Source organism: Bradyrhizobium sp. CCGUVB1N3 (assembly GCF_024199925.1).
GTDB lineage: Bacteria > Pseudomonadota > Alphaproteobacteria > Rhizobiales > Xanthobacteraceae > Bradyrhizobium.
In genome coordinates this window covers 2,707,295-2,727,888 of the sequence record NZ_JANADR010000001.1, presented here as the reverse complement: position 1 = coordinate 2,727,888, position 20,594 = coordinate 2,707,295, and the positions used below count along the sequence as shown (strand labels likewise).

The 20,594-nt window shown below is 64.8% G+C and carries 19 protein-coding genes; 6 read left to right on the top strand and 13 right to left on the bottom strand.

The features are described from left to right. The first annotated feature begins 91 nt into the window (after positions 1-91). Complete coding sequence (locus tag NLM33_RS12895; protein ID WP_254096418.1) at positions 92-1,174, top strand: YeeE/YedE family protein; 1,083 nt, start codon at positions 92-94, stop codon at positions 1,172-1,174. Positions 1,175-1,341: 167 nt separating this feature from the next. Here the strand turns inward: NLM33_RS12895 and NLM33_RS12890 are convergent, their stop codons facing one another. The 5 genes from NLM33_RS12890 to NLM33_RS12870 are packed head-to-tail and all read right to left on the bottom strand — an operon-like array spanning position 1,342 to position 6,129. After that, on the bottom strand, positions 1,342-2,565 hold the full coding sequence (locus tag NLM33_RS12890; RefSeq protein ID WP_254096417.1) for a bifunctional alpha/beta hydrolase/OsmC family protein: 1,224 nt from the start codon (positions 2,563-2,565) through the stop codon (positions 1,342-1,344). Between the two features lie 24 nt (positions 2,566-2,589). Next, complete coding sequence (locus NLM33_RS12885) at positions 2,590-3,255, bottom strand: sulfite oxidase-like oxidoreductase (protein WP_254096416.1); 666 nt, start codon at positions 3,253-3,255, stop codon at positions 2,590-2,592. A gap of 29 nt (positions 3,256-3,284) precedes the next feature. Beyond that, entirely contained in the window at positions 3,285-4,607 is a 1,323-nt protein-coding gene (locus NLM33_RS12880) for an MFS transporter (RefSeq protein ID WP_254096415.1), read from the bottom strand. A 33-nt stretch (positions 4,608-4,640) separates the two neighbouring features. Continuing rightward, positions 4,641-5,861 (bottom strand): cytochrome P450, encoded by a 1,221-nt coding sequence (locus NLM33_RS12875; RefSeq protein ID WP_254096414.1) that lies wholly within the window; start codon positions 5,859-5,861, stop codon positions 4,641-4,643. A gap of 58 nt (positions 5,862-5,919) precedes the next feature. Next, positions 5,920-6,129 carry a ferredoxin gene (locus tag NLM33_RS12870; protein WP_254096413.1) on the bottom strand — a complete coding sequence of 70 codons (210 nt, stop codon included), beginning with the start codon at positions 6,127-6,129 and terminating at the stop codon, positions 5,920-5,922. A gap of 160 nt (positions 6,130-6,289) precedes the next feature. Here NLM33_RS12870 and NLM33_RS12865 point away from each other — a divergent pair, with 160 nt between their 5' ends. Then, on the top strand, positions 6,290-6,943 hold the full coding sequence (locus NLM33_RS12865) for a TetR/AcrR family transcriptional regulator (RefSeq protein ID WP_254096412.1): 654 nt from the start codon (positions 6,290-6,292) through the stop codon (positions 6,941-6,943). Here NLM33_RS12865 and NLM33_RS12860 read toward each other — a convergent pair. The 4 genes from NLM33_RS12860 to NLM33_RS12845 form a co-directional block, all read right to left on the bottom strand. Beyond that, a complete protein-coding gene (locus NLM33_RS12860; RefSeq protein ID WP_254096411.1) occupies positions 6,926-7,576 on the bottom strand; it encodes an aspartate/glutamate racemase family protein in 651 nt (216 codons plus the stop codon). The genes NLM33_RS12865 and NLM33_RS12860 overlap by 18 nt on opposite strands. Before the next feature lie 156 nt (positions 7,577-7,732). After that, positions 7,733-8,746, bottom strand: coding sequence for an amino acid ABC transporter substrate-binding protein (locus NLM33_RS12855; protein WP_254096410.1), 1,014 nt, complete (start codon positions 8,744-8,746; stop codon positions 7,733-7,735). Positions 8,747-8,758: 12 nt separating this feature from the next. Continuing rightward, positions 8,759-10,108, bottom strand: a complete 1,350-nt coding sequence (locus NLM33_RS12850; RefSeq protein ID WP_254096409.1) for an aspartate aminotransferase family protein — start codon at positions 10,106-10,108, stop codon at positions 8,759-8,761. 3 nt (positions 10,109-10,111) lie between these two features. After that, positions 10,112-10,984, bottom strand: a complete 873-nt coding sequence (locus NLM33_RS12845) for a MurR/RpiR family transcriptional regulator (RefSeq protein WP_254096408.1) — start codon at positions 10,982-10,984, stop codon at positions 10,112-10,114. A 107-nt stretch (positions 10,985-11,091) separates the two neighbouring features. Here NLM33_RS12845 and NLM33_RS12840 point away from each other — a divergent pair, with 107 nt between their 5' ends. Next, entirely contained in the window at positions 11,092-12,279 is a 1,188-nt protein-coding gene (locus NLM33_RS12840) for an amino acid ABC transporter permease (protein ID WP_254096407.1), read from the top strand. Between the two features lie 2 nt (positions 12,280-12,281). Beyond that, positions 12,282-13,388 carry an amino acid ABC transporter permease gene (locus NLM33_RS12835; RefSeq protein ID WP_254096406.1) on the top strand — a complete coding sequence of 369 codons (1,107 nt, stop codon included), beginning with the start codon at positions 12,282-12,284 and terminating at the stop codon, positions 13,386-13,388. Positions 13,389-13,541: 153 nt separating this feature from the next. Here NLM33_RS12835 and NLM33_RS12830 read toward each other — a convergent pair whose 3' ends face one another. Both NLM33_RS12830 and NLM33_RS12825 read right to left on the bottom strand, forming a co-directional pair. Beyond that, positions 13,542-14,957: an amidase gene (locus NLM33_RS12830; RefSeq protein ID WP_254096405.1), complete on the bottom strand. Its 1,416-nt coding sequence runs from the start codon at positions 14,955-14,957 to the stop codon at positions 13,542-13,544. 135 nt (positions 14,958-15,092) lie between these two features. Further along, positions 15,093-15,869: an SDR family oxidoreductase gene (locus NLM33_RS12825; protein ID WP_254096404.1), complete on the bottom strand. Its 777-nt coding sequence runs from the start codon at positions 15,867-15,869 to the stop codon at positions 15,093-15,095. A gap of 166 nt (positions 15,870-16,035) precedes the next feature. Here NLM33_RS12825 and NLM33_RS12820 point away from each other — a divergent pair, with 166 nt between their 5' ends. Continuing rightward, on the top strand, positions 16,036-17,109 hold the full coding sequence (locus tag NLM33_RS12820) for a tartrate dehydrogenase (RefSeq protein WP_254096403.1): 1,074 nt from the start codon (positions 16,036-16,038) through the stop codon (positions 17,107-17,109). Positions 17,110-17,286: 177 nt separating this feature from the next. Here the strand turns inward: NLM33_RS12820 and NLM33_RS12815 are convergent, their stop codons facing one another. Further along, positions 17,287-18,537, bottom strand: a complete 1,251-nt coding sequence (locus NLM33_RS12815; protein ID WP_254096402.1) for a Zn-dependent hydrolase — start codon at positions 18,535-18,537, stop codon at positions 17,287-17,289. Positions 18,538-18,679: 142 nt separating this feature from the next. After that, the gene (locus NLM33_RS12810; protein ID WP_254096401.1) at positions 18,680-19,597 is read right to left on the bottom strand and encodes a LysR family transcriptional regulator; all 918 of its coding nucleotides are present in this window, start codon (positions 19,595-19,597) and stop codon (positions 18,680-18,682) included. A 119-nt stretch (positions 19,598-19,716) separates the two neighbouring features. Here NLM33_RS12810 and NLM33_RS12805 point away from each other — a divergent pair, with 119 nt between their 5' ends. Further along, positions 19,717-20,532, top strand: coding sequence for a putative hydro-lyase (locus NLM33_RS12805; RefSeq protein ID WP_254096399.1), 816 nt, complete (start codon positions 19,717-19,719; stop codon positions 20,530-20,532). Positions 20,533-20,594 lie beyond the last annotated feature (62 nt).

Genomic DNA, 20,594 nt, shown 5'->3' with positions numbered 1-20,594 from the left:
AAGCAATCCAGAAATGCATCCGCGGAGACAGACTGGATTGCTTCGCTCCGCTAGCAATGATGGCGAATGGCGAGAGTTCTGAGAGCAACCGATGGAATCCGCCCAACTCGTCATCCTTGCTGGCCTTGCCATCGGGCTCGTCTACGGCGCCGTCGGCCTGCTCAGCGGCTTCTGCCTGATGAGCAGCATGCGCGGATACCTCGCAGATGGCGACGGCCGGCTGGTCCGCACCTATGCGCTGGCGATCGCGGTCGCGATCGCCGCGAGCCAGTTTCTCGCCGGAAGCGGCACAGTCGATCTCGGCAAGTCGATCTATCTGCAACAGACATTCTCGGCGCCGGTGCTGTTCCTCGGCGGGCTCCTGTTCGGCTATGGCATGGTGCTGTCGAACGGTTGCGGCTCACGCGCGCTGGTGCTGCTCGGTCGCGGCAATCTGCGCTCCTTCGTCGTCGTGATCGTGCTGGCGATCGCGGCGCAGATGACGCTGAAAGGCCTGATCGCGCCGGCCCGCATCGCGCTGGTGCAGGCCTCGCAGACCACCGTGGGCGCGAATTCGCTGCCGGCGCTGCTCTCCGCATTTGGCCTTGGCGAAGCCGCCTCGCGCACGTTCGCCGCTGTCGTGATTGTGGCCGCGCTGGTGCTGTTCGCGTTCGCCCACGCGGCGTTCCGCCGCTCGCCGGGCCAGATTGCGGCAGGCGCGATCGTCGGTCTCCTGGTCGCCGGCGGCTGGTACGTCACCGGCTTCCTCGGCGCTGATGACTTCAACCCGGTGCCGGTGACCTCGCTGACCTTCATCGCGCCGATTGCAGACGCGCTGCAATACGCCATGCTCTCGACCGGCCTGACGCTCAATTTCGGCATCGCCACGGTCGCCGGCGTGTTCGCCGGCAGCCTCGTCACGGCTCTTGCAACGGGCCGCTTCCATCTCGAAGGCTATTCATCGCCGCGCCACATGCTGCGCTCGGCGGGTGGCGCGGCGCTCATGGGCATCGGCGGCGTGATGGCCTTCGGCTGCTCGATCGGGCAGGGGCTGACCGGCCTCTCGACGCTGGCGCTGGCATCGTTCGTTGCGGTCAGCGGCATTCTGCTCGGCACCGCCGCGGGCCTGCGTGGGCTGCTTCGCGTTGAGCCGCTGAAGTCGGCAGCGGAAACCGCGTCAAGTCGCCCAGCATGACGCTGCACCCTCGCCCCTTGTGGGGGAGGGTGGCTTCGATGCTACGCATCGAAGCCGGGTGAGGGGTTCTCTCCGCGAGTCATTCTCTTGCGGTTTGATGCATAGATCGAGACCCCTCATCCGGCGCTTCGCGCCACCTTCTCCCACAAGGGGAGAAGGAAGAGCAACTATTCCGCGGCTTTCGTCACGATCCTGATCTCCGACGTCAGCGTGCGGTGCACCGGGCATTTATCGGCGATCTCCATCAATTTCTTGCGCTGCTCGGCGTCGAGCGCGCCGTCCATTGCGATCACGCGGTCGATCTGGTCGAGCATGCCCTCGCTGGTCTCGCACTCCTCGCAATCTTTCGCGTGGATCTTGGAATGCTTCAGCGTCACGGTGACGCGATCGAGCGGCAGCGATTTGCGGTCGGCATAGAGCCGCATGGTCATGGAGGTGCAGGCGCCGAGGCCAGCGAGCAGGAAATCATAGGGGCTGGGGCCGGCGTCCTCGCCGCCGGCGGCAACCGGCTCGTCGGCCACCAGCCGGTGCGGACCGACGGAGATCAACTGGTTGAACTTACTCTTGTGGGTCTCCTGCACCACGACCTGGCGCGGCGCTTCAGGGAGATCGGCCACTTTTGCAGGTCTTGCCGCTTCGACATAGCGGCTCGCCCAGGCTGCAATGACATCGGCGGCATAAACGGCGTCGCTCGTCTTGCTGAGCAGATGATCAGCGTGATCGAGCGAAACGAAGCTCTTCGGATGTTTCGCCGAGACGAAGATCTTGGTCGCATTGTCGATGCCGACGGTATCGTCGACCGGCGAATGCATCACCAGCAGCGCCTTGTGCAGGGTCGTGATATCCTTAATCAGCTCGTGCTCGACGATGTCGTCGAGGAATTCGCGCCTGATGCGGAAGGGCCGCCCCGCGAGCGACACCTCGACCTCGCCCTGCGTGCGGATGTTGCTCAGGTGCTCCCTGAACAGCCCGGTGACGTGCGCAGGGTCCGATGGCGCAGCAACCGTCACCACCGCCTTGGCTTCCGGAATCTTTCCGGCTGCCGCCAGGATCGCAGCGCCGCCGAGGCTGTGGCCGATCAGGATCGCCGGCGCCTTGCGTGTTGCGCGCAGATGGTCGGCCGCGTGGACGAGATCGGCGACGTTGGAGGAGAAGGTGGAGTTGGCGAAATCGCCCTCGCTGGAGCCAAGCCCGGTGAAATCGAAGCGCAGCACGGCGATGCCTTTGGCTGCGAGCGCGACCGCGATGCGGCGCGCGGCCAGCACGTCCTTGCCGCAGGTGAAGCAATGCGCAAACAGCGCGTAGGCTGCGGGCTCGCCCTCCGGCAATTCCAGCGCGGCCGCTAGCAGATGGCCGCCTTCGCCCGTGAATTGAAAGCGTTCCATCGGCATAGGCCTTCTCGTTGTGCGTGAGTGTCAGTCGCCGGAATAGCGCTCTTCGACCCAGGGATCGCCGCGGTTATGATAGCCGCGGACTTCCCAATAGCCGGGCGCATCTTCGGTCAGAAACTCGATCGCCTGGAGCCATTTGGCGCTCTTCCAGAAATAGAGATGCGGCACGACCAGTCGCACCGGACCGCCATGTTCCTCGGACAGCGGCTGGCCCGACCAGCTATGGGCGAGCAGGGCGTCGTCAGTGGCGAAATCCTCCACCGACAGATTGGTGGTGTAGCCGTCATAGGAATGCAGCACGACGAAGCGAGCATCATCGTGCGGCTGGCAGGCCGCAAGCAGCTCGCGCGTCGCAAGGCCCACCCACTGATTGTCGTAGCGCGACCAGGTCGTCACGCAATGGATGTCGGAGGTGAATTGCGCCTGTTTCTGCGCCGTGAATTCCGCAAACGTCCAGAACACCGGGTTCTCGATCGCGCCGTAAACGTCGAGCCGCCAGCGTTCCCGCGAAATTTCCGGTGTGAGGCCCAGATCGAGCACGGGCCAATCCTTGGTCAGATGCTGCCCGGGCGGCAGGCGCTGGTCTTCCGGGCGCGTGATCCTGCCGGTGAGGAACCGGCCCTCGCGCGCCCATTTCTCCTTGGTCCGCGTCAGCTTGCTTTCGGGCGGCGGCTCGTTCTCGTCAGCCATGGTTTACTCGTGGCGTCCACTCGTGGCGTCTACTCGTGACGATGCATCGCGGAAGCATGCTTGGTGTCGCGCATCGTAGCATAGATGATCAGCGAGAGGCAGATGATGCCGCTGAGATAGTAGTAGAACCAGTCCTCGTGCCCGATGGTCTTGAAATAGAGCGCGATCGCCGGCGCCGTGCCGCCGAACAGGGACACCGTGATTGCATAGGGTAGTCCCACGCCGAGCGCGCGAACGTTGGTGGGGAACAGCTCGGCCTTCACCACCGCGTTGATCGAGGTGTAGCCGGCGACGAACAGCCAGGCGCAGCAGATCAGCACGAACGCCATAAAGGGCGATTTCGTCTCCTTCAGCGTCATCAGCAGCGGGACGGTTGCGAGTGTGCCGGCGACGCCGAAGAAGATCAGCAGCGGCTTGCGCCCGATCCTGTCGGAGATCGCACCATAGATCGGTTGCAGGATGGTCGCGAAGATCAACGTGCCGAAGATCACGAAGGTGGTCTGGTCCTCGGTCAGCCCGACCGAGAGCTTGACGAAGGTCTGCATGTAGGTGGTGAAGGTGTAGAATGCCGCGGTGCCGCCGGCCGTGAGGCCCACCACAAGCAACAGCTCCCGCGGATATTTCAGAAGGTTGGCGATCGAGCCGGTCGGCTTCACCACCTTCTTGGCTTCTTCGAACGCTTCGGTCTCATGCAGGCCGCGCCGCATCACCGCGGCGAAGATCGCCAGCATCGCACCGATCGCAAACGGAATGCGCCAGCCCCAGGCCTTCAGCTCCTCGGGCGTGAGGAACACTTTTTGCAAGAGCAGCAGCACGATGATCGCGGTGAGCTGCCCGCCGATCAGCGTGACGTACTGAAAGCTCGAATAGAAGCCGCGATGCCTGGGATCGGCGACCTCGCTCAAGTAGGTGGCGCTGGCGCCATATTCGCCGCCGAGACTCAAGCCCTCGATCACGCGCGCGATGGCCAGGATGGCCGGGGCGGCAAGACCGATCGAGGCATATGTTGGCGTCACCGCGATGATCAGCGAGCCGAAGCACATGAAGACGACGGAGAGCGTCAGCGAGATCCGGCGCCCGAAATGATCGGCGAGATGGCCGAAGAACCAGCCGCCCAGGGGGCGCATCAGGAAGGTCGCCGCGAACACGACGGCGACGTTGAGTTGCTGGACGACAGGATCCTCGCCAGGGAAGAACGCCGGCGCGAAGTACAGCGCAAACGCCGTATAGGCGTAAAAATCATACCATTCGACGAGATTGCCGATCGAGCCAATGAAGATCGCCTTGATGCGGCGTTCGGCGTCGGCAATGTCGAAATGTTCGGAGGCCGGCTTGATTGCTTGGTCAGTCATCACCGGCCTCCCAGAACATTTTCTGTCTGGAAGCTACATGGCCTTTCCAAGCAGAAATGGCAACTGGCGAGGGCCGCGCACGGTCCCTTGCGACCAGGTCACGGTACCCGCCGGGTCGAGCCGGAAGTCCGGGATTCGCTTCAACCATTCCTCAATCGCGACCTGCATCTCCATCCGCGCCAGGTTGGAACCGACGCAGCGGTGAATGCCGAGGCCGAAGGCGGCATGGCGGTTCTCCCGGCGGTCGAGCACGACCTTGTCGGCATCGGGGAACATCCTGGGGTCGCGGTTGGCGGCGGGGAAGGACAGCAGCACCATGTTGCCAGGCTTGACGGGGCAGCCGGAGATGGTCGTCTCCTTCACCACCTCGCGCGCCATCGTCACCGGCGAATAGGCACGCAAGAGCTCCTCGACGGCGATCGGCATCAACTCGGGTTCGGCGATCAGGCGCTCGCGGTCCGCGGGCGTTTTCGCGAGGTGCCAGAGCGAGGAGCCGATCGCGCTCCAGGTGGTGTCGATGCCGGCGATCAGGAGCAGCCGCAGCGAGCCGTAGATGTGAGAGTCCTCGAGCGGTTGCCCGTTCTTGTCACGGGCGTTGAGGAGATAGGAGATCAGGTCGTCGCCGGGCGTCTTCCTGCGCGCTTCGACATGACCGGCGAAATAATTGGTCATCTCCTCGGCCGCCTGCTTCAGCATCATCTCGTTCTTGATGCTCAGCTCGAGGATCATGTGGATCCACTTGATGAAGAGGTCGCCGTCGCTCTCGGGGATGCCGAGCATGTGGGCGATCGCGCGCACCGGGACGTGCTTGGTGTAGCGTGCGGCCGCATCGACCTTGCCGTCGGCGATGAATTCGTCGATCAGCTCGTTGCAGATGGCGCGGACGCGCGGCTCGAGCTTCTTCATCGCATCCGGCGTGAACGGCGGCAGCAGCAATTGCTTGGCCGGCTTGTGGTCCGGCGGATCGGAGGTGATCGGCGGCGCCGCGTTCTTGGCGACTTCGGGCCGCTCATCGCGAACGATGATGCGGCGTGAGGAGAAGCTTTCGGTGTCGTTGGCGATCTGCCGCACCGCTTCGTAGGTCGTCGGCAGATAGCAGCCGAGAAAGCGCTCGGTGTGCACGACGGGACTTGCAGCACGCATCTGGTCCCAGATCGGGAAGGGATCTTCCGTCCAGTGCGGATCGGTGTGGTCGAAATCGTGGAGCCAATCGGTGACGGGCGGATGGGCGGCGGGTTGGCTGACGTCGGACATCTCTGGATCCTCGGGGCTTGTGTTCACGGAAGAACGCAGGAACGAGCGCAACGACGCGCTATTCCTCGGTTACTTCGATCGCGATTTCCGGGCAGTTGGATTTGGCAAGCCAGGCCTTGTCTTCCAGGCCGGTAGGCACCGTGCCGTCGCCGACCTCGTGCGCATTGCCGTATTCGTCGAGCTCGAACAGTTCCGGTGCCAGCGCCTTGCAGCGGGCGTGGCCCTGGCACTTGTCGGGATCGACGTGAACTCTCAGCCGTTCTGCCATTTAAGCTCCCTCGGTCATGCGCATGCGGGCCCCTCGCGGGGCCGGGCGTGTTCCTCAATTGATTTTTGTCCGCGGCGTTCACCGCGAAGTTAAGTTATAGTATATTACATTGCGGACGGGCTTCCCCTGTCAAGCGCAAACTTATAGGTTTTCGCTCAACATGCCGACACAACTCGCCCGCAAGCCGCAAAACGCCTATCACCATGGCGATCTTCGCGACGCCCTGATCAAGGCCGCCTTGCGTGAGGCCGAGCAGGGCGGGGCGGAGGCGATCAGCATCAAGGCGCTGGCCAAGGAACTCGGCGTCTCCCAACCTGCGCCGTATCGTCATTTCGCTGACCGCGAGGCATTGCTCGCCGCGGTGACGGCGGAAGCCTTCCGGCAATTCACCGCTGTGCTGCGCGAGGCCATGGCAAAGCCATCGAAGCAGTCGAAGCTTTCACGGCTCGCCCAGGCCACACTGGATTTCGGCCTGCGTCGCAACGGCATCTACCGGCTGATGTTCGCCTCGCGCATCGCCTCCTGCGCGGACGCGGGGAGCGAGCTGCACGCAGCGACAAACGAGACCTTCGCGCTGGTGATCGAGGCGCTGGAGGTGCCGGCCGTCGGCTATTTGCGTGAGCGGCATGCGCTGAAGATCTGGGCCGCGCTGCACGGTGTGGTGATGCTGGCCGAGCAGGGCATGCTCACCGGCCGGTCGGCGCACACCACGCGCGAGGAGCTGGTCGAGGATTTCGTGGCCGAGACCAAGCTCGCTCTCGATGCCGCGATCAAGGAAGCCCGCCGCCGCGGCGGGCTAGCGCTTCACCGATAATAGCTTCATCAGTTTCAGCACGGCGCTATCAGGCGTCGTCACCACCGGCCTGCCGGTTGCATCCGCGACCAGCGGCGCGGTGGCTGCGATACTGAACTGCGCGAGCGCGATCACGTCGCAGTCGCGCAGGTCTTTCGAGGCTTCCGCAATCAGCCGATCGTGCGTCGCGCGGTCGCCGCGATCGAGCGCGGCGAGCGCGCCTTCGGCGAGCTTCGGAACGATCTCGACAGAGGCTGGAAACTCCGGCGGCATCGATTGCAGCGTCGGCGGGAAGGTCGAGAGCAGGCCGATTTTCCGGCCCATCGTTGCCGCCTGCTCGATCATCGCTTCGTTCGGTTTCAGGACCGGCATCGGCGCATGCGCACGCGCCACCGCCTCGATGCAAGGCCCGAAGGCCGAGCAGGTGAACAGGATCGCGTCAGCCCCGGTCGCGACGGCGTACTCGCCGAGCGCGAGGAAGCGGTCGGTCATGGCGTCGGTGAGCGCGCCGTCGCGCGCCAGATCCGCCGACAGGCTGTCGTCGAGCAGGTTCATCAGCCGCGCTTCCGGCCACAGGCGCGCGAACGCCGTTTCGATCGGGGCGATGGAATGCTTGAGCGCGTGGATCAGTGTGATGCGAGGGGGCGTCATCATCGAAGGTGGCTGCCTGGCTAAGGTCTCGTGCCCCGGCTCAGCAGCGCAATACGCAGTATTGCGCTGCTGAGCCGGGGCCCATTTGTGGCTGCTGGGTCCCGGCTCTGCGCATCAGCGTTACACGCTGCAGCGCGTCCGGGACACAGGGCATAGCCGTTACTTGAACGGAATGGCGTACATCAAGCCGCCCTTGGCCCAGAGGCCGTTGAGGCCACGCTCGAGCTTCAGCGGGCTGCCTTTGCCGACGTTGCGCTCGTAGATCTCGCCGTAATTACCGGTCGCCTTGATCGCCGTGACCAGCCATTTGTTGTCCAGCCCAAGCCGCGAGCCGAGATCGCCGGAGGCGCCAAGCAGCCGCTGCACCGCGGGCGTCTGCGACTTCGCCATCTCCTCGACATTGGCCTGCGTCACGCCGAGCTCTTCCGCCTCGATCAGCCCGTAATGCAGCCAGGTGATGATGTCGCTCCAGACTTCGTCGCCATTGCGGGTGAAGGGCCCGAGCGGTTCCTTGCTGATGGTCTGCGGCAGCACGACGTAATCGGCCGGGTTCGGTGCGGCGGTCGTGACCGCGCCGGCAAGCGCCGAGGCATCCTGGGTCATGGCATCGCAGCGGCCGCCGAAGAAGGTCTGGTACATGGTGTCGACGCGGTCGAACACCAGCGGCTTCCAGTCGATGCCGTTGGCGCGGCCGTAGTCACCGAGCGTCACCTCATGCGTGGTGCCCTGCGCGACGCACACGGTGGCGCCCTTGAGATCCTTCAGCTCCTTCACGCCGAGATCCTTCTTCACGACAAAACCCTGGCCGTCGTAGAAGTTGATCGGTCCCTGCCGCAAGCCCAGCGTGACACCGCGCAAATAGGTCTGCGTCGAGTTGCGGTAGAGCACGTCGATCTCGCCCGATTGCAGCGCGGTGAAACGGTTCTGCGCGGTCAGCGCGACATAGCGCACCTTGTTGGGATCGCCCAGCACGCCGGCGGCGAGCGCGCGGCAATAATCGACGTCGAGGCCTTTGTAATTGCCTTGCGAGTCCGGCGCGGAGAAGCCGGCAAAGCCGGCGCTGACGCCGCACACCAGCGTGCCGCGGTTCTTCACCGTGTCAAGCGTCGCAGCCGACGCCGCGCTGCTCGAAGCCGCGAGCAAGCCTGCCGCGATAATCACGTTCCTCATCATGCTACTCTCCCCTCAGTGATTGACACTACGCAACACGTTGTCGACGGCCGTGCCGAGCCTGTCGACAATCAGGTCGATCTCGTTCGCCGAGGCGATGTAGGGCGGCGCCAGCAACACGTGGTCGCCGCGGACGCCATCGACGGTGCCGCCGCCGGGATAGCAGCCGAGCCCCTCGGCGAAGGCGGCCGCCTTGATCTTCTGATGCAGCTTGAGCGTCGGATCGAACGAGGTGCGCGTCGCGCGATCGGCGACGAGCTCGATCGCCCAGAACAGGCCGCGGCCCCTGATATCGCCGATGTGGCGATGATTGCCGAAACGCTCGGTCAGCCGCTGCTCGAGCTGACGCCCGCGCTCCCTGATCTGGTCGAGCAGGGCGTCCTCGCGGATCACCTCCTGCACAGCGAGGGCCGCGGCGCAGGCGAGGGGATGGGCCAGATACGTGTGGCCGTGCTGGAATGCGCCGCTTCCGGCGCGGATGGTGTCGATGATCTTTCCGCTCGCGAGCATCGCGCCGATCGGCTGGTAGCCGCCGCCGAGACCCTTGGCGATTGCCTGGATGTCGGGCGCGATGCCTTCCTGCTGCCACGCATGCATGGTGCCGGTGCGGCCCATGCCGCACATGACCTCGTCGAGGATGAGCAGCGCGCCATGGCGGTTGCAGATCTCGCGCACCGCCCTGAAGTAGCCATCGGGCGCAGTGACGGCGCCGGCGGTAGCGCCGACGACCGGCTCGGCAAGAAACGCTGCGACGGTGTCGGGACCGAGCCGCTGGAATTCGGCTTCGAGTTCGGCGGCCAGCCGCGCCACGAACGCTGCATCGGACTCGTTGTCGCGCTTCTCGTGATAGGCAAAGGCCGCCGTCACATGGCTGAAGGCGCCGGACAGGAGCGGCGCATAGGGCTCGCGGCGCCAGGCGTTGCCGCCGGCAGCGAGTGCGCCCAGCGTATTGCCGTGATAGCTCTGCCGCCGCGCGATGAAGTGTTGCCGCTGCGGCTCGCCGCGCTCGATGAAGTATTGCCGCGCAAGCTTGATGCTGGCTTCGATCGCCTCCGATCCGCCGCTGACGAAATAGGCGTAGGCGAGCCCGCCGGGTTCGTGGCCGACCAACGTTTCGGCAAGCCGCTCCGCCGCCTCGGAGGAGAAGAACGCCGTGTGCGCGTAGGCCAGCGTCGAGGCCTGCTTCGCCAGCGCCGCGATGACGCGCGGATGCTGATGGCCGAGACAGGAGACGGCGGCACCTCCCGAGGCGTCGAGCACGCGCCGTCCGTCTTCGGCGATCAAGTAAACGCCTTCGCCGCCGATCGCCTTCGGCGGCGTCTCGCGCAAGGAACGGTGTAGCACGCGGCTCGTACGGCTGCTCATGGGTCAACCTTTCTCTGAGACGTAGATGGCGGTCGCGGTCAATCGCGCCTCGGTGTCCTGAAGGCGTTTCTTCGCAGCCGCGCCGCCGAGCGAGAACGTTACCGCGGCGAGCGACTGCGCAATCGCGATCGCACCGGTGAGGCTCGGGAAGAATCCGGGGGAGGACGCTGCTTCAAACAGCAGCACGTGGTCCGCGCCCTCGGCCATCGGTGCGGTAACGCTGTCCGCGATCGAGACTAGCGTCGCGCCGGCGCGATAGGCAGCCTGGGCAACGCGAACACTTGCGCCCGTGTAGGGCATGAAGCCGATCACCACGACCGCGTCGCCCGAACGGAAGGCGCCGAGGTCGAGATCGTCAGGGCCGGAGCCGCCGACGATCTGCACCTCGCCCGCGCGGAACAGCCGCAGCTCATAGTTCAGGAGCTCCGCGACACTGCGGCAGCTCCGAAAACCTGCAATCCAGATGCGCTTTGCGCCGTGCAAGGCCTTCGCGGCGTCGGCCACGGAGGTGGCCGAGATCCGCGGCAGGCCCGCAGCTTCCGCTTCGAGCTTGTCGGTGATCAGCGCAACGTCGGAATTCGGACCGTGGCGGCTCCCCTTGGCGCGGCCGGAGAATGGAGATGTCTGCGATGGCCGCCGCGCTTCCGTCAGCGCAGCGCGCAGCGCGTCCCAGCCGGAATAGCCGATCGCCTTGGCAAGCCGCGTGAACGCGGCGGGGTCGGCGCCGGCTTCGGCCGCGAGGTCGCGCATCGAGCGGGTGGTGGCGTCGTAGTCATTGGCCGCGACAAAACGCCCGACCTCCTGCAATCGCATCGGGAGCGATGGCAATGCGCTGCAGATTTCGCTCAACGGCGAGGATTTGGCGGGCTCGGCCATGAAACATTTGTTGCATATTTCATTGATTGGTGCAACAGTTGATGCGCGCCGACGAGGCGCATGGCCGGAAATCGCTGCTTTCAAAGCGTTTTGAGGATTTTTGTGCTGTGACGACTGATAGCCCCAGACCGCCGCCGCGCCGGACATTCTCGCTCGTGCTGGGAGGCCCCCAGCTCAAGGGCCTGCTGTGGCAGATCCTCGTCGTCGGCGTTGCCCTCGCCATCATCGCCTTCCTCTGGTCCAACACCGTTCACAATCTCTCGGCACGGCGCATCTCGACCGGCTTTGCGTTCCTCGGCCGCGAGGCCGGCATGCCGATCGCCGACAGCCTGCTCGCCTACAGCCCGAAGGACACGTATTTCTGGGCGTTCGTCGTCGGTGTCGCCAATACCTTGCGCGTCGCCGTCATCGGCATCGTGCTCGCGACCCTGCTGGGAACGCTGATCGGGATCTCGCGACTGTCGACCAACTGGCTATTGTCGCGGCTCGCCGCCGTCTATGTCGAGGTGCTGCGCGATATCCCGCTGCTGTTGCAGCTCCTGTTCTGGTACGTGCTGATGCAGGCGCTGCCGGCCGCGCGCGCCGCATGGCGGCCGATCGAGGGCATCTTCCTGTCCAATCGCGGACTGATCCTGCCGTCGATCCCGATCGGCGACGGGCAGCTTTGGGTGTTCGGCACGGCGGCGATCGGCGCGGTCGTCTTCTACGTCGTAAGGCGAGCTCAGATTGCGCAGCAGATGCGCGACGGCAGGCCGCGGCCGGCCTGGCCTTTTGTGCTCGGCCTCATCGTCGTGCTGCCGGCGCTGATGTCGTGGCAGCTCGGTGTGCGCTGGACCATCGCGTGGCCCGAGCTGCGCGGCTTCAACTTCGTCGGCGGCTTGACGCTCGCGCCTGAATATTTTGCGCTGCTGATCGCGCTCGTCACCTACACTTCGGCCTTCATCGCCGAGATCGTGCGCAGCGGTATTCAGTCGGTGCCGCGCGGACAGTGGGACGCCGCCAACGCGCTCGGTCTGCGCCGCAGCTTCATGCTGAGGCAGATCATTTTGCCGCAAGCGCTGCGCGTCATCGTGCCGCCGATGACGAGCCAGTATCTGAACCTCACCAAGAACTCCTCGCTTGCGGTCGCGATCGGCTATCAGGACGTGGTCTCGATCGCCAACACCACGCTGAACCAGACCGGGCAGGCGATCGAGGCGATCGCGCTGATCATGGCGGTGTTCCTGACCATCAGCCTGTCGATCAGCTTCTTCATGAACTGGTACAATGCGCGGATTGCGCTGGTGGAGCGCTGAACATGACCGCGATCACCGAAATTCCGGAATCGCCGCGCGCCATGCGCCGCCCGCAATCCGGCAACCGCATGCTGCGCTGGCTGCGCGCCAACCTGTTCTCCTCGATCCCGAATGGGATCATCACGCTCGTGCTCTTCGCAGTGCTCGCCAAGGGCGTGATCAGCTTCGTGCAATGGGGCATTGCGAACGCGGTCTGGCTGACGCCTGCGAATGACTCCAGCGCCTGCCGCGCGGCGCGTGGATTAGGTGCCTGCTGGGCCGTCATTCCCGAAAAGTACCGCTTCATCCTGTTCGGTACCTATCCCTTCGATGAGCAGTGGCGGCCGGCGCTCGCGGTTCTGCTGTTCATCGCGCTGTTCTACGTCTCGACCCGTCGCGCGTGGTGGCGGCGCGAGCTCGCCTATGTCTGGATCGCCGCACTGGCGCTGATCAGCGTGCTGATGTGGGGCGGCGTGCTCGGGCTGTCCTTCGTCTCGCAGGACCGCTGGGGCGGATTGCCGGTGACGCTGATCCTGGCGACGTTCGGTCTGGCCTTCGGCTTCCCGCTCGGCATCCTGGTTGCGCTCGGCCGGCGCTCGAAATTGCCGGCGATCCGCTCGCTCTGCGTGCTCTATGTCGAGTTGATCCGCGGCGTGCCGCTGGTGAGCCTGCTCTTCATGGCGAGCGTGATGTTTCCGCTGTTCATGCCGGGCGGCTTCAACATCGACAAGCTGCTCCGCGCGCAGATCGCGATCATCCTGTTCGCCGGCGCCTATCTCGCCGAAGTGATCCGCGGCGGTCTCCAGGCCGTGCCGCGCGGGCAATATGAGGCCGCTGATGCTCTGGGACTGTCCTACTGGCGCAAGCAGCGGCTGATTGTCCTGCCGCAGGCGATCCGCCACGTCATCCCGCCGCTGGTCAACACCTTCATCGCCTTCTTCAAGGATACCAGCCTTGTCCTGATCATCGGCATCTTCGACCTGCTGACGACAGCCAAGACCGCGATCATCGATCCCGCCTGGCAACAGTTCTCGGTCGAAGTCTACATCTTCATCGCCGCGATCTATTTCGCCTTCTGCTTTGCGATGTCGCGCTACAGCCGGAGCCTGGAAGCGGGGACGGCGAGGTGAGCTTCTCTCGTGTCCCGGACAAGGTGCAGCGCGTCAGCGCTGCGCCGTAGAGCCGGGACCAAGGCGGATGCAGGCTGGATCGCTGAGGGATGGGCCCCGGCTCTGCAGCGCACCGCCGAAGTAGCGCTGCGCTGCGTCTAGGGCACGAAAGCGTTACTTCTTCACCCGCGGATCAATCGGCGTCGTCCCACGCACGCCCAAAATATCCTCCAACATCTTTGCGCCGGCGATGACCGTTGCGTCGCCGCGCGGGGCGGACACGACCTGCACGCCGACCGGGAGGCCCGATGCGGTGAAGCCGCAGGGCAGCGACAGCGACGGGCAGCAGGCGAGCGTGATGGCGTAGACGATGCCGAGCCACTCGATGTAGTTGTCGAACCGCTTGCCGGCGCATTCGGCGACATAGCGGTGCTCGATCGGGAATGGCGGCACGATCGTCGTGGGCGTGAGCAGAAGGTCGTAGGTTTTGAAGAACTCGATCGCGCGCGCCGTCATAGCGACGCGCTGCGCCTCGGCGCGCTCGAGCCTCTCGACCGTGAGCTTCAGCCCTTCCTCGATATTCCAGATCACCTCGGGCTTGAGCAGGTCGCGCTTCGTGCGCAGCAAATTCGCCTTGCTGATGGCGAAATCGAAGGCGCGCAGCACGTGGAAGCATTCATGCGCCTCGCGCCAGTCCGGATGCGCCTCTTCCACGATCACGCCCGCTTCCGCAAAACGCTCTGCCGCCTTGCGTGTGATCGCCTTGACCTCGGGATCGACCGGCGTGATGCCGAGATCGGGCGAAAAGGCGACGCGCTTCGGCTTGTTGCCGGCACGCGCAGCCGACAGAAATGATGTCGCAGGCGAGGGCAGCGAGAGCGGATCGGCGGCATGCTCACCGCTCATCGCATCCAGCAGCAGCGCCAGATCCTCGACATTGCGGGCCATCGGACCCTGGACGCCGAGATTGCGGTCAACCGCCGATTTCGGCGTATGCGCGACACGGCCGATGCTCGGCCGCATGCCGACGATGCCGCAGAAGCTCGCGGGGCTGCGCAGGCTGCCGCCCATGTCGGAGCCGTGTGCGAGCCAGGCCATGCCGGTGGCAAGCGCGACCGCCGCGCCGCCGGAGGAGCCGGCCGCGGACTTCGACGTGTCCCAGGGATTGAGTGTCGCGCCGAACACCTCGTTGAACGTGTTGGCGCCGGCGCCGAATTCCGGCGTGTTCGACTTGGCGTAGACGACCGCGCCGTTGGCTTCGAGATGTTCGACCAGAAGGTCCGATCGCGCCGGGATATTGTCCTTGAAGATCGGCGAGCCCTGCGTGTTCAGCACGCCGGCAACGTCGGTCAGATCCTTGATCGGTACTGGCAGGCCTGCAAGCAGCCCGCGCTCGGCGGCCGGCTTCTGCATCAGCGCCCTGGCGCCTGTCCGCGCGCGATCGAAGCACAGCGTGGGGAGCGCGTTGACCTTGCCCTCGACCTCCGCGATGCGCTTCTCCACGACGTCGAGGAGATCAAGCGGCGTGACGTCGCCGGCACGCAGCTTGTCGACGACGGCGCATGCGGTTTCGTGGATCAACTCTGACAACTCAGCAACTCCCCGGTTCTTGCATTCGTCATTCCGGGGCGGTGCGTAGCACCGAACCCGGAATCTCGAGATTCTCAGGTGCGCAACTGCGCACCATAGTTCGCTCTTCGAGCGCCCCGGAATGACTGGTGTTCGCTAACCCCAACCCGCGCTGATCCCGCCATCCACGGTATAGATGACCCCCGACGTATAACCGGAGCGGTCCGAGGCCAGAAACGCCATCAGGTCGCCGATCTCGCGCGCATGCGCGGGCCGGCCGAGCGGCAGGCCCTTCTGAAATTCCTTGTAGCGGCTCTCGTCGCCGAACTGGTGCTTTGCGCGAGTCTTGAGCAGCGTCACATGGCGGTCGGTGCCGACCGGACCGGGATTGATGCCGACCACGCGGATGTTGTCGGCGAGGCTCTTGCCCCCGAGCGCGCGGGTGAAAGCCATCAGCGCCGCATTGCCGGCGCTGCCGCAGATGTAGTTGGCGTCGAATTTCTCGCCGGCCGCGCCGATGTCGTTGACGATCACGCCGCCGCCGCGAGCCTTCATCTGCGCGTAGATCATGCGCGTGAGGTTGATGTAGCCGAACACTTTCAGCTCCCAGGCGTGCCGCCAGGTCGCCTCGTCGATCTTGTCGATGGAGCCGCCGGGAATGTCGCCGGCATTGTTGACGAGGATGTCGATGTCCGCGGCTTCCTTGGCGAGCCGCGCGACGTCTTCAGCTTTGCGCAAGTCCACGATGCTCATTGCCGCGTCGATCTGATGCGCCGAGCGCAAACGGTCAGCCAGCGCCTTGAGCTGGTCGCCGCTGCGGGCGGCGAGCAGGAGGTGGCAGCCTTCCTCGGCGAACGCTTCGGCGGCGGCCGCGCCGATGCCTTTGGACGCGCCGGTGATCAGGACGCGCTTGCCACGCAGATGCAGGTCCATGAGAATTCTCGCTGACGTCGGGGAACGGGATGAAATCAGTAGGCGGTTGTCCGCGCCACGGTCAACATTGCAGTGCAGCGTTGCACTGCCGGCGAGTTTGGTCCATTGCAGGCCCATCAACCAGGGCTCATGGTCGGCCCGGCCAGTTCAAGTCAGGACAACCAGAATGAGCAAGAAACAATATCGGATCGCGGTGATCCCCGGCGACGGCATCGGCAAGGAAGTAATGCCGGAGGGGCTGCGCGTGCTGGAGGCGGCCGCGAAGAAGCACGGCGTCTCCGTACAGTTCGACCATTTCGACTTCTCGTCCTACGACTATTACGAGAAGCATGGCCAGATGATGCCTGACGACTGGAAGGAGAAGATCGGCAAGCACGACGCGATCTACTTCGGCGCGGTTGGTTGGCCGGCAAAGATTCCGGATCACGTCTCGCTGTGGGGCTCGCTGATCAAGTTCCGCCGCGAGTTCGACCAGTATGTGAACCTGCGCCCGGTGCGCCTGATGCCGGGCGTTCCGTCGCCGCTCGCCAACCGCAAGCCCGGCGATATCGATTTCTGGGTGGTGCGTGAGAACACCGAAGGCGAATATTCGTCCGTCGGCGGCCGCATGTTCCCGGACACCGAGCGCGAATTCGTCACGCAGCAGACGGTGATGACCCGCGTCGGCGTCGACCGTATCCTGAAATTCGCCTTCGAGCTCGCGCAGTCGCGGCCGAAGAAGCACCTGACATCGGCGACCAAATCGAACGGCATCTCCATCACCATGCCCTATTGGGACGAGCGCGTGGAGGCGATGGCGAAGAAGTTTCCGGGTGTGAAGTGGGACAAGTACCACATCGACATCCTGACCGCGAACTTCGTGCTGCATCCGGACTGGTTCGACGTCGTGGTCGGCTCGAACCTGTTCGGCGACATCCTCTCCGATCTCGGCCCCGCCTGCACCGGCACCATCGGCATCGCGCCGTCGGGCAACATCAACCCCGAGCGCAATTTCCCGTCGGTGTTCGAGCCCGTCCATGGTTCGGCGCCCGATATCGCGGGGCAGGGCATCGCCAATCCGATCGGCATGATCTGGTCGGGTGCGATGATGTTCGAGCATCTCGGCGAGAAGGAAGCCGGCAAGTCGATCGTCGACGCCATCGAGCGCACGCTCGCCGAACGCACGCTGCGCACGAAAGACCTCGGCGGCAACGCCGACACGACCGCCTGCGGCAAGGCGGTCGCGGAGATGGTGGATTGATGTGAGCTGCTATTCACGGGTCGTCCCGGCGAAGGCCGGGACCCATAACCCCAGGGAGTAGTTGTGGCGCTAAGCTGCCAACCACGAGTCGTCGCATAACCACGTCCTGTGGTTATGGGTCCCGGGCTCGCGCTTCGCGCGCCCCGGGACGACGGCGGATTTATCCGCGCCCGTCCCTCAAGACGCAACGCCCGCAATCGCCAGCACGGTATGCATCAGCACGTTGGCGCCGGCGGTGCAGTCGCCTTGCGTCGCGTCCTCCAGCTCGTTGTGGCTGATGCCGTCCTTGCAGGGCACGAACACCATCGCCGCGGGCATGACCGTGTTGAGGTTGCAGGCGTCGTGACCGGCGCCGGAGGTGATGCGGCGGCTGGAATAGCCGAGCGCGTTGGCGGCATTCTCGACGGCCGCAATCAGCTTCGGGTCGAAATGCGTCGGCGCCTTGCGCCAGACCAGATCAAGCTTCACCTCGACCTTGCGGCGTGCGCCGATCTCGGCAATCGCGGCGCGCAGGTCGCGATCGAGCGCGTCCATGATCGCGGCATCCGCGCTGCGGCAATCCACCGTGAAGGCGATCTCGCCGGGGATGACGTTGCGCGAGGGATTTGCGATCACGGCCTCGCCGATGGTGCCGACTGCTTTCGGCCCGTGCTTTTTCGCGATGGCCTCCATCGCGAGCACGATCTCCGAGAGCGTCGCCAGTGCATCGCGGCGCAGCGGCATCGGCGTCGAGCCGGCATGGCTCTCGAAGCCGGTGATATGGCCGTCGTACCACAACACGCCCTGGCCGGAATCGACGACGCCGATGGTCTTGGCTTCGGCCTCCAGGATCGGTCCCTGCTCGATATGCAGCTCGACGAAGCAGCCGAGCTTCTGGAAGCCGACGGGCTTGTCGCCGCGATAGCCGATCGTATCCAGCGCCTGGCCGACCGTGATGCCCTCGGCGTCCTTGCGCGACAGGATATCGTCGGTGGTGAAATCGCCGACATAGGCGGCGGAGGCCATCATCGCGGGGGCAAAGCGCGAGCCTTCCTCGTTGGTCCAGTTGACGACGCAGATCGGGGCCTCGGTCTCGATGCCGGCGTCGTTCAGCGTGCGGATCACCTCGAGCGCGCCGAGCGTTCCCAGAATGCCGTCATATTTGCCGCCGGTCGGCTGGGTATCGAGATGCGAGCCGATGCCAACGGGTGGCTTCGACATGTCGCGGCCTTTCCGCAATCCGAACATCGAGCCGAGCGCGTCGACGTGCACCTCGAGGCCGGCATCCTCGCAGGCCTTGAGGAACCAGTCGCGCACCTGCTTGTCCTCGGCGCTCAGCGTCAGTCGCCGGACGCCGCCCTTCGCTGTCGCACCGAATTGCGCGGTCTCGTGGATGGAGCCCCAGAGGCGGGCGGAATCGATCTGCAGATTGGTAGCGGCTCGGCTCATGCGTTCGTTCCATTGTCGCTGTCATTCCGGGGCGGCTCGAAGAGCCGAGCTATGGTGCGCAATTGCGCACCTGAGAATCTCGAGATTCCGGGTTCTCGCTTCGCGAGCCCCGGAATGACGTTGAAGGTTGTCCGGCCGAATTTCAATGACGCGCCGCCATCTCCGCGTCAACCAGCAGGCTCTGTTGCGCGATCTGGCGGGCCAGCTCGGCGACGCGCTCGATGGCGACGACGTCGGGCGAGGCGAGCCAGCTTGCCGTGAAGGTCAGCGGCGTGATGTTGAGGTCGGTATCGAGCAGTTGCAACCGTCCATCGGCGAGTTCTTTCTCGACGATCGCCGAAGGAATCACGGCGATGCCGAGCCCTTCGACGGCCATGTGGATGACGGTGGCAAGCGACGCGCTCGCGTGCAGCCGGATCGGCGGCAACTCCGGCCGGTCGAACACCTCGCGCACGACCTCGTAGGGCTTGGTCTTGCGCGGGAAGGTGATGATCGGAAACCGCGCGAGGTCCTGCCGGGTCACGCGGCCATTGCCCAAGCCCAGAGACGGGCTAGCGAGAAAGCCGATCGGATAATCGACCAGCAAGCGGTTGTGCACGCCGGAGGCCGACAGCGGTCCCACCACGAAAGCGAGCTCGATCTCCTGCGCCAAGAGGCGCGCGGTCAAATTCGGCGTGATGTCGACCTCGATCTCCAGCGACAGGTTCGGATAGATCTCGTTCACGCTCTTGACGAGCCGCGGCAGCCAGGTGTGCACGATGGTCTCGGCGACGCCGAGCCGCATCACGCCGCGCATCGCGGATGCGTTGCCGATCTCGGCCATCATCGCCGCGCGCAGGCCGATCAGCTTCTCCGCATAGACCATCATCTGCCGGCCGCTCGGCGTCGGCGATGCGACGCGATGATCGCGGTTGAGGAGCTTGACGCCCATCTCGCGTTCGAGCTGGGCGATGCGCTGGGAGATCGCCGGCTGGGTGGTATTGAGCCGCGCCGCGGCCCCCCGGAAGCTGCCAAGCTTCACGACCCAGAGGAAGGTTTCGATCGACCTGAAGTCCAGCATTGGATGGAATTTCCCGATCGATAAATCAGATTTATCGATATTGATTAGAAAGGAAGATTAGACTTTATATCACGGCTGGTGTTGGCTGTCCTTGTCGAGATTATAGGCAGGTCGATCAAATGACTGTTTTGGTGGCAGCGCAGCAAACTGAAACAACCGGGACCCTTCCGAGCCGTCAGGCCCGGCTCGCCTACCGCGGCGGACAGGTCGGCTCGACAGCCGGCGTCGCTCCCGGCTTCGTGCAGGGCAATCTGGCGATCCTGCCCGCGGACTACGCCAGCGCCTTTCACCGCTTCTGCCAGCTCAATCCAAAACCGTGCCCGATCATCGGCATGTCCGATGTCGGCAGTCCGTACATCCCTTCGCTCGGTGCCGATCTCGACATCCGCAGCGACGTGCCGCGCTATCGCGTGTGGCGCGACGGGGAGGTCATGGAAGAGCCGACCGATATCACCAAACACTGGCGCGACGATCTCGTGACCTTCGTGCTCGGCTGCTCGTTCTCGTTCGAAGAAGCGCTGCTCGACGAGGGCATGCCGATCCGCCACATCGAGCACAATGTGCGCGTGCCGATGTACCGCACCAACATCGCCTGCGGCGAGGCCGGCCCGTTCGCCGGTCCCATGGTGGTGTCGATGCGTCCGTTCAAGCCGGCGGATGCGATCCGCGCGGTGCAGATCACCTCGCGCTATCCGGCCGTGCACGGCGCGCCCGTGCATCTCGGCCATCCGCACCTGATCGGCATCAAGGACATTACGAAGCCCGACTACGGCGATCCCGTGCCGGTCGCCGATGATGAGATCCCGGTGTTCTGGGCCTGCGGCGTCACGCCGCAGTCCGTCATCAACGCTGCCAGGCTGCCGTTCGCGATCACGCATTCGCCGGGGCTGATGCTGGTCACGGATCTGAAGAACAGGGACATGGCCGTGATTTAATGGGCAGCGTATGCTGCTTCTTCGGGCTTTACCGTATGCATCAATCGCTCCATCGATGAGCC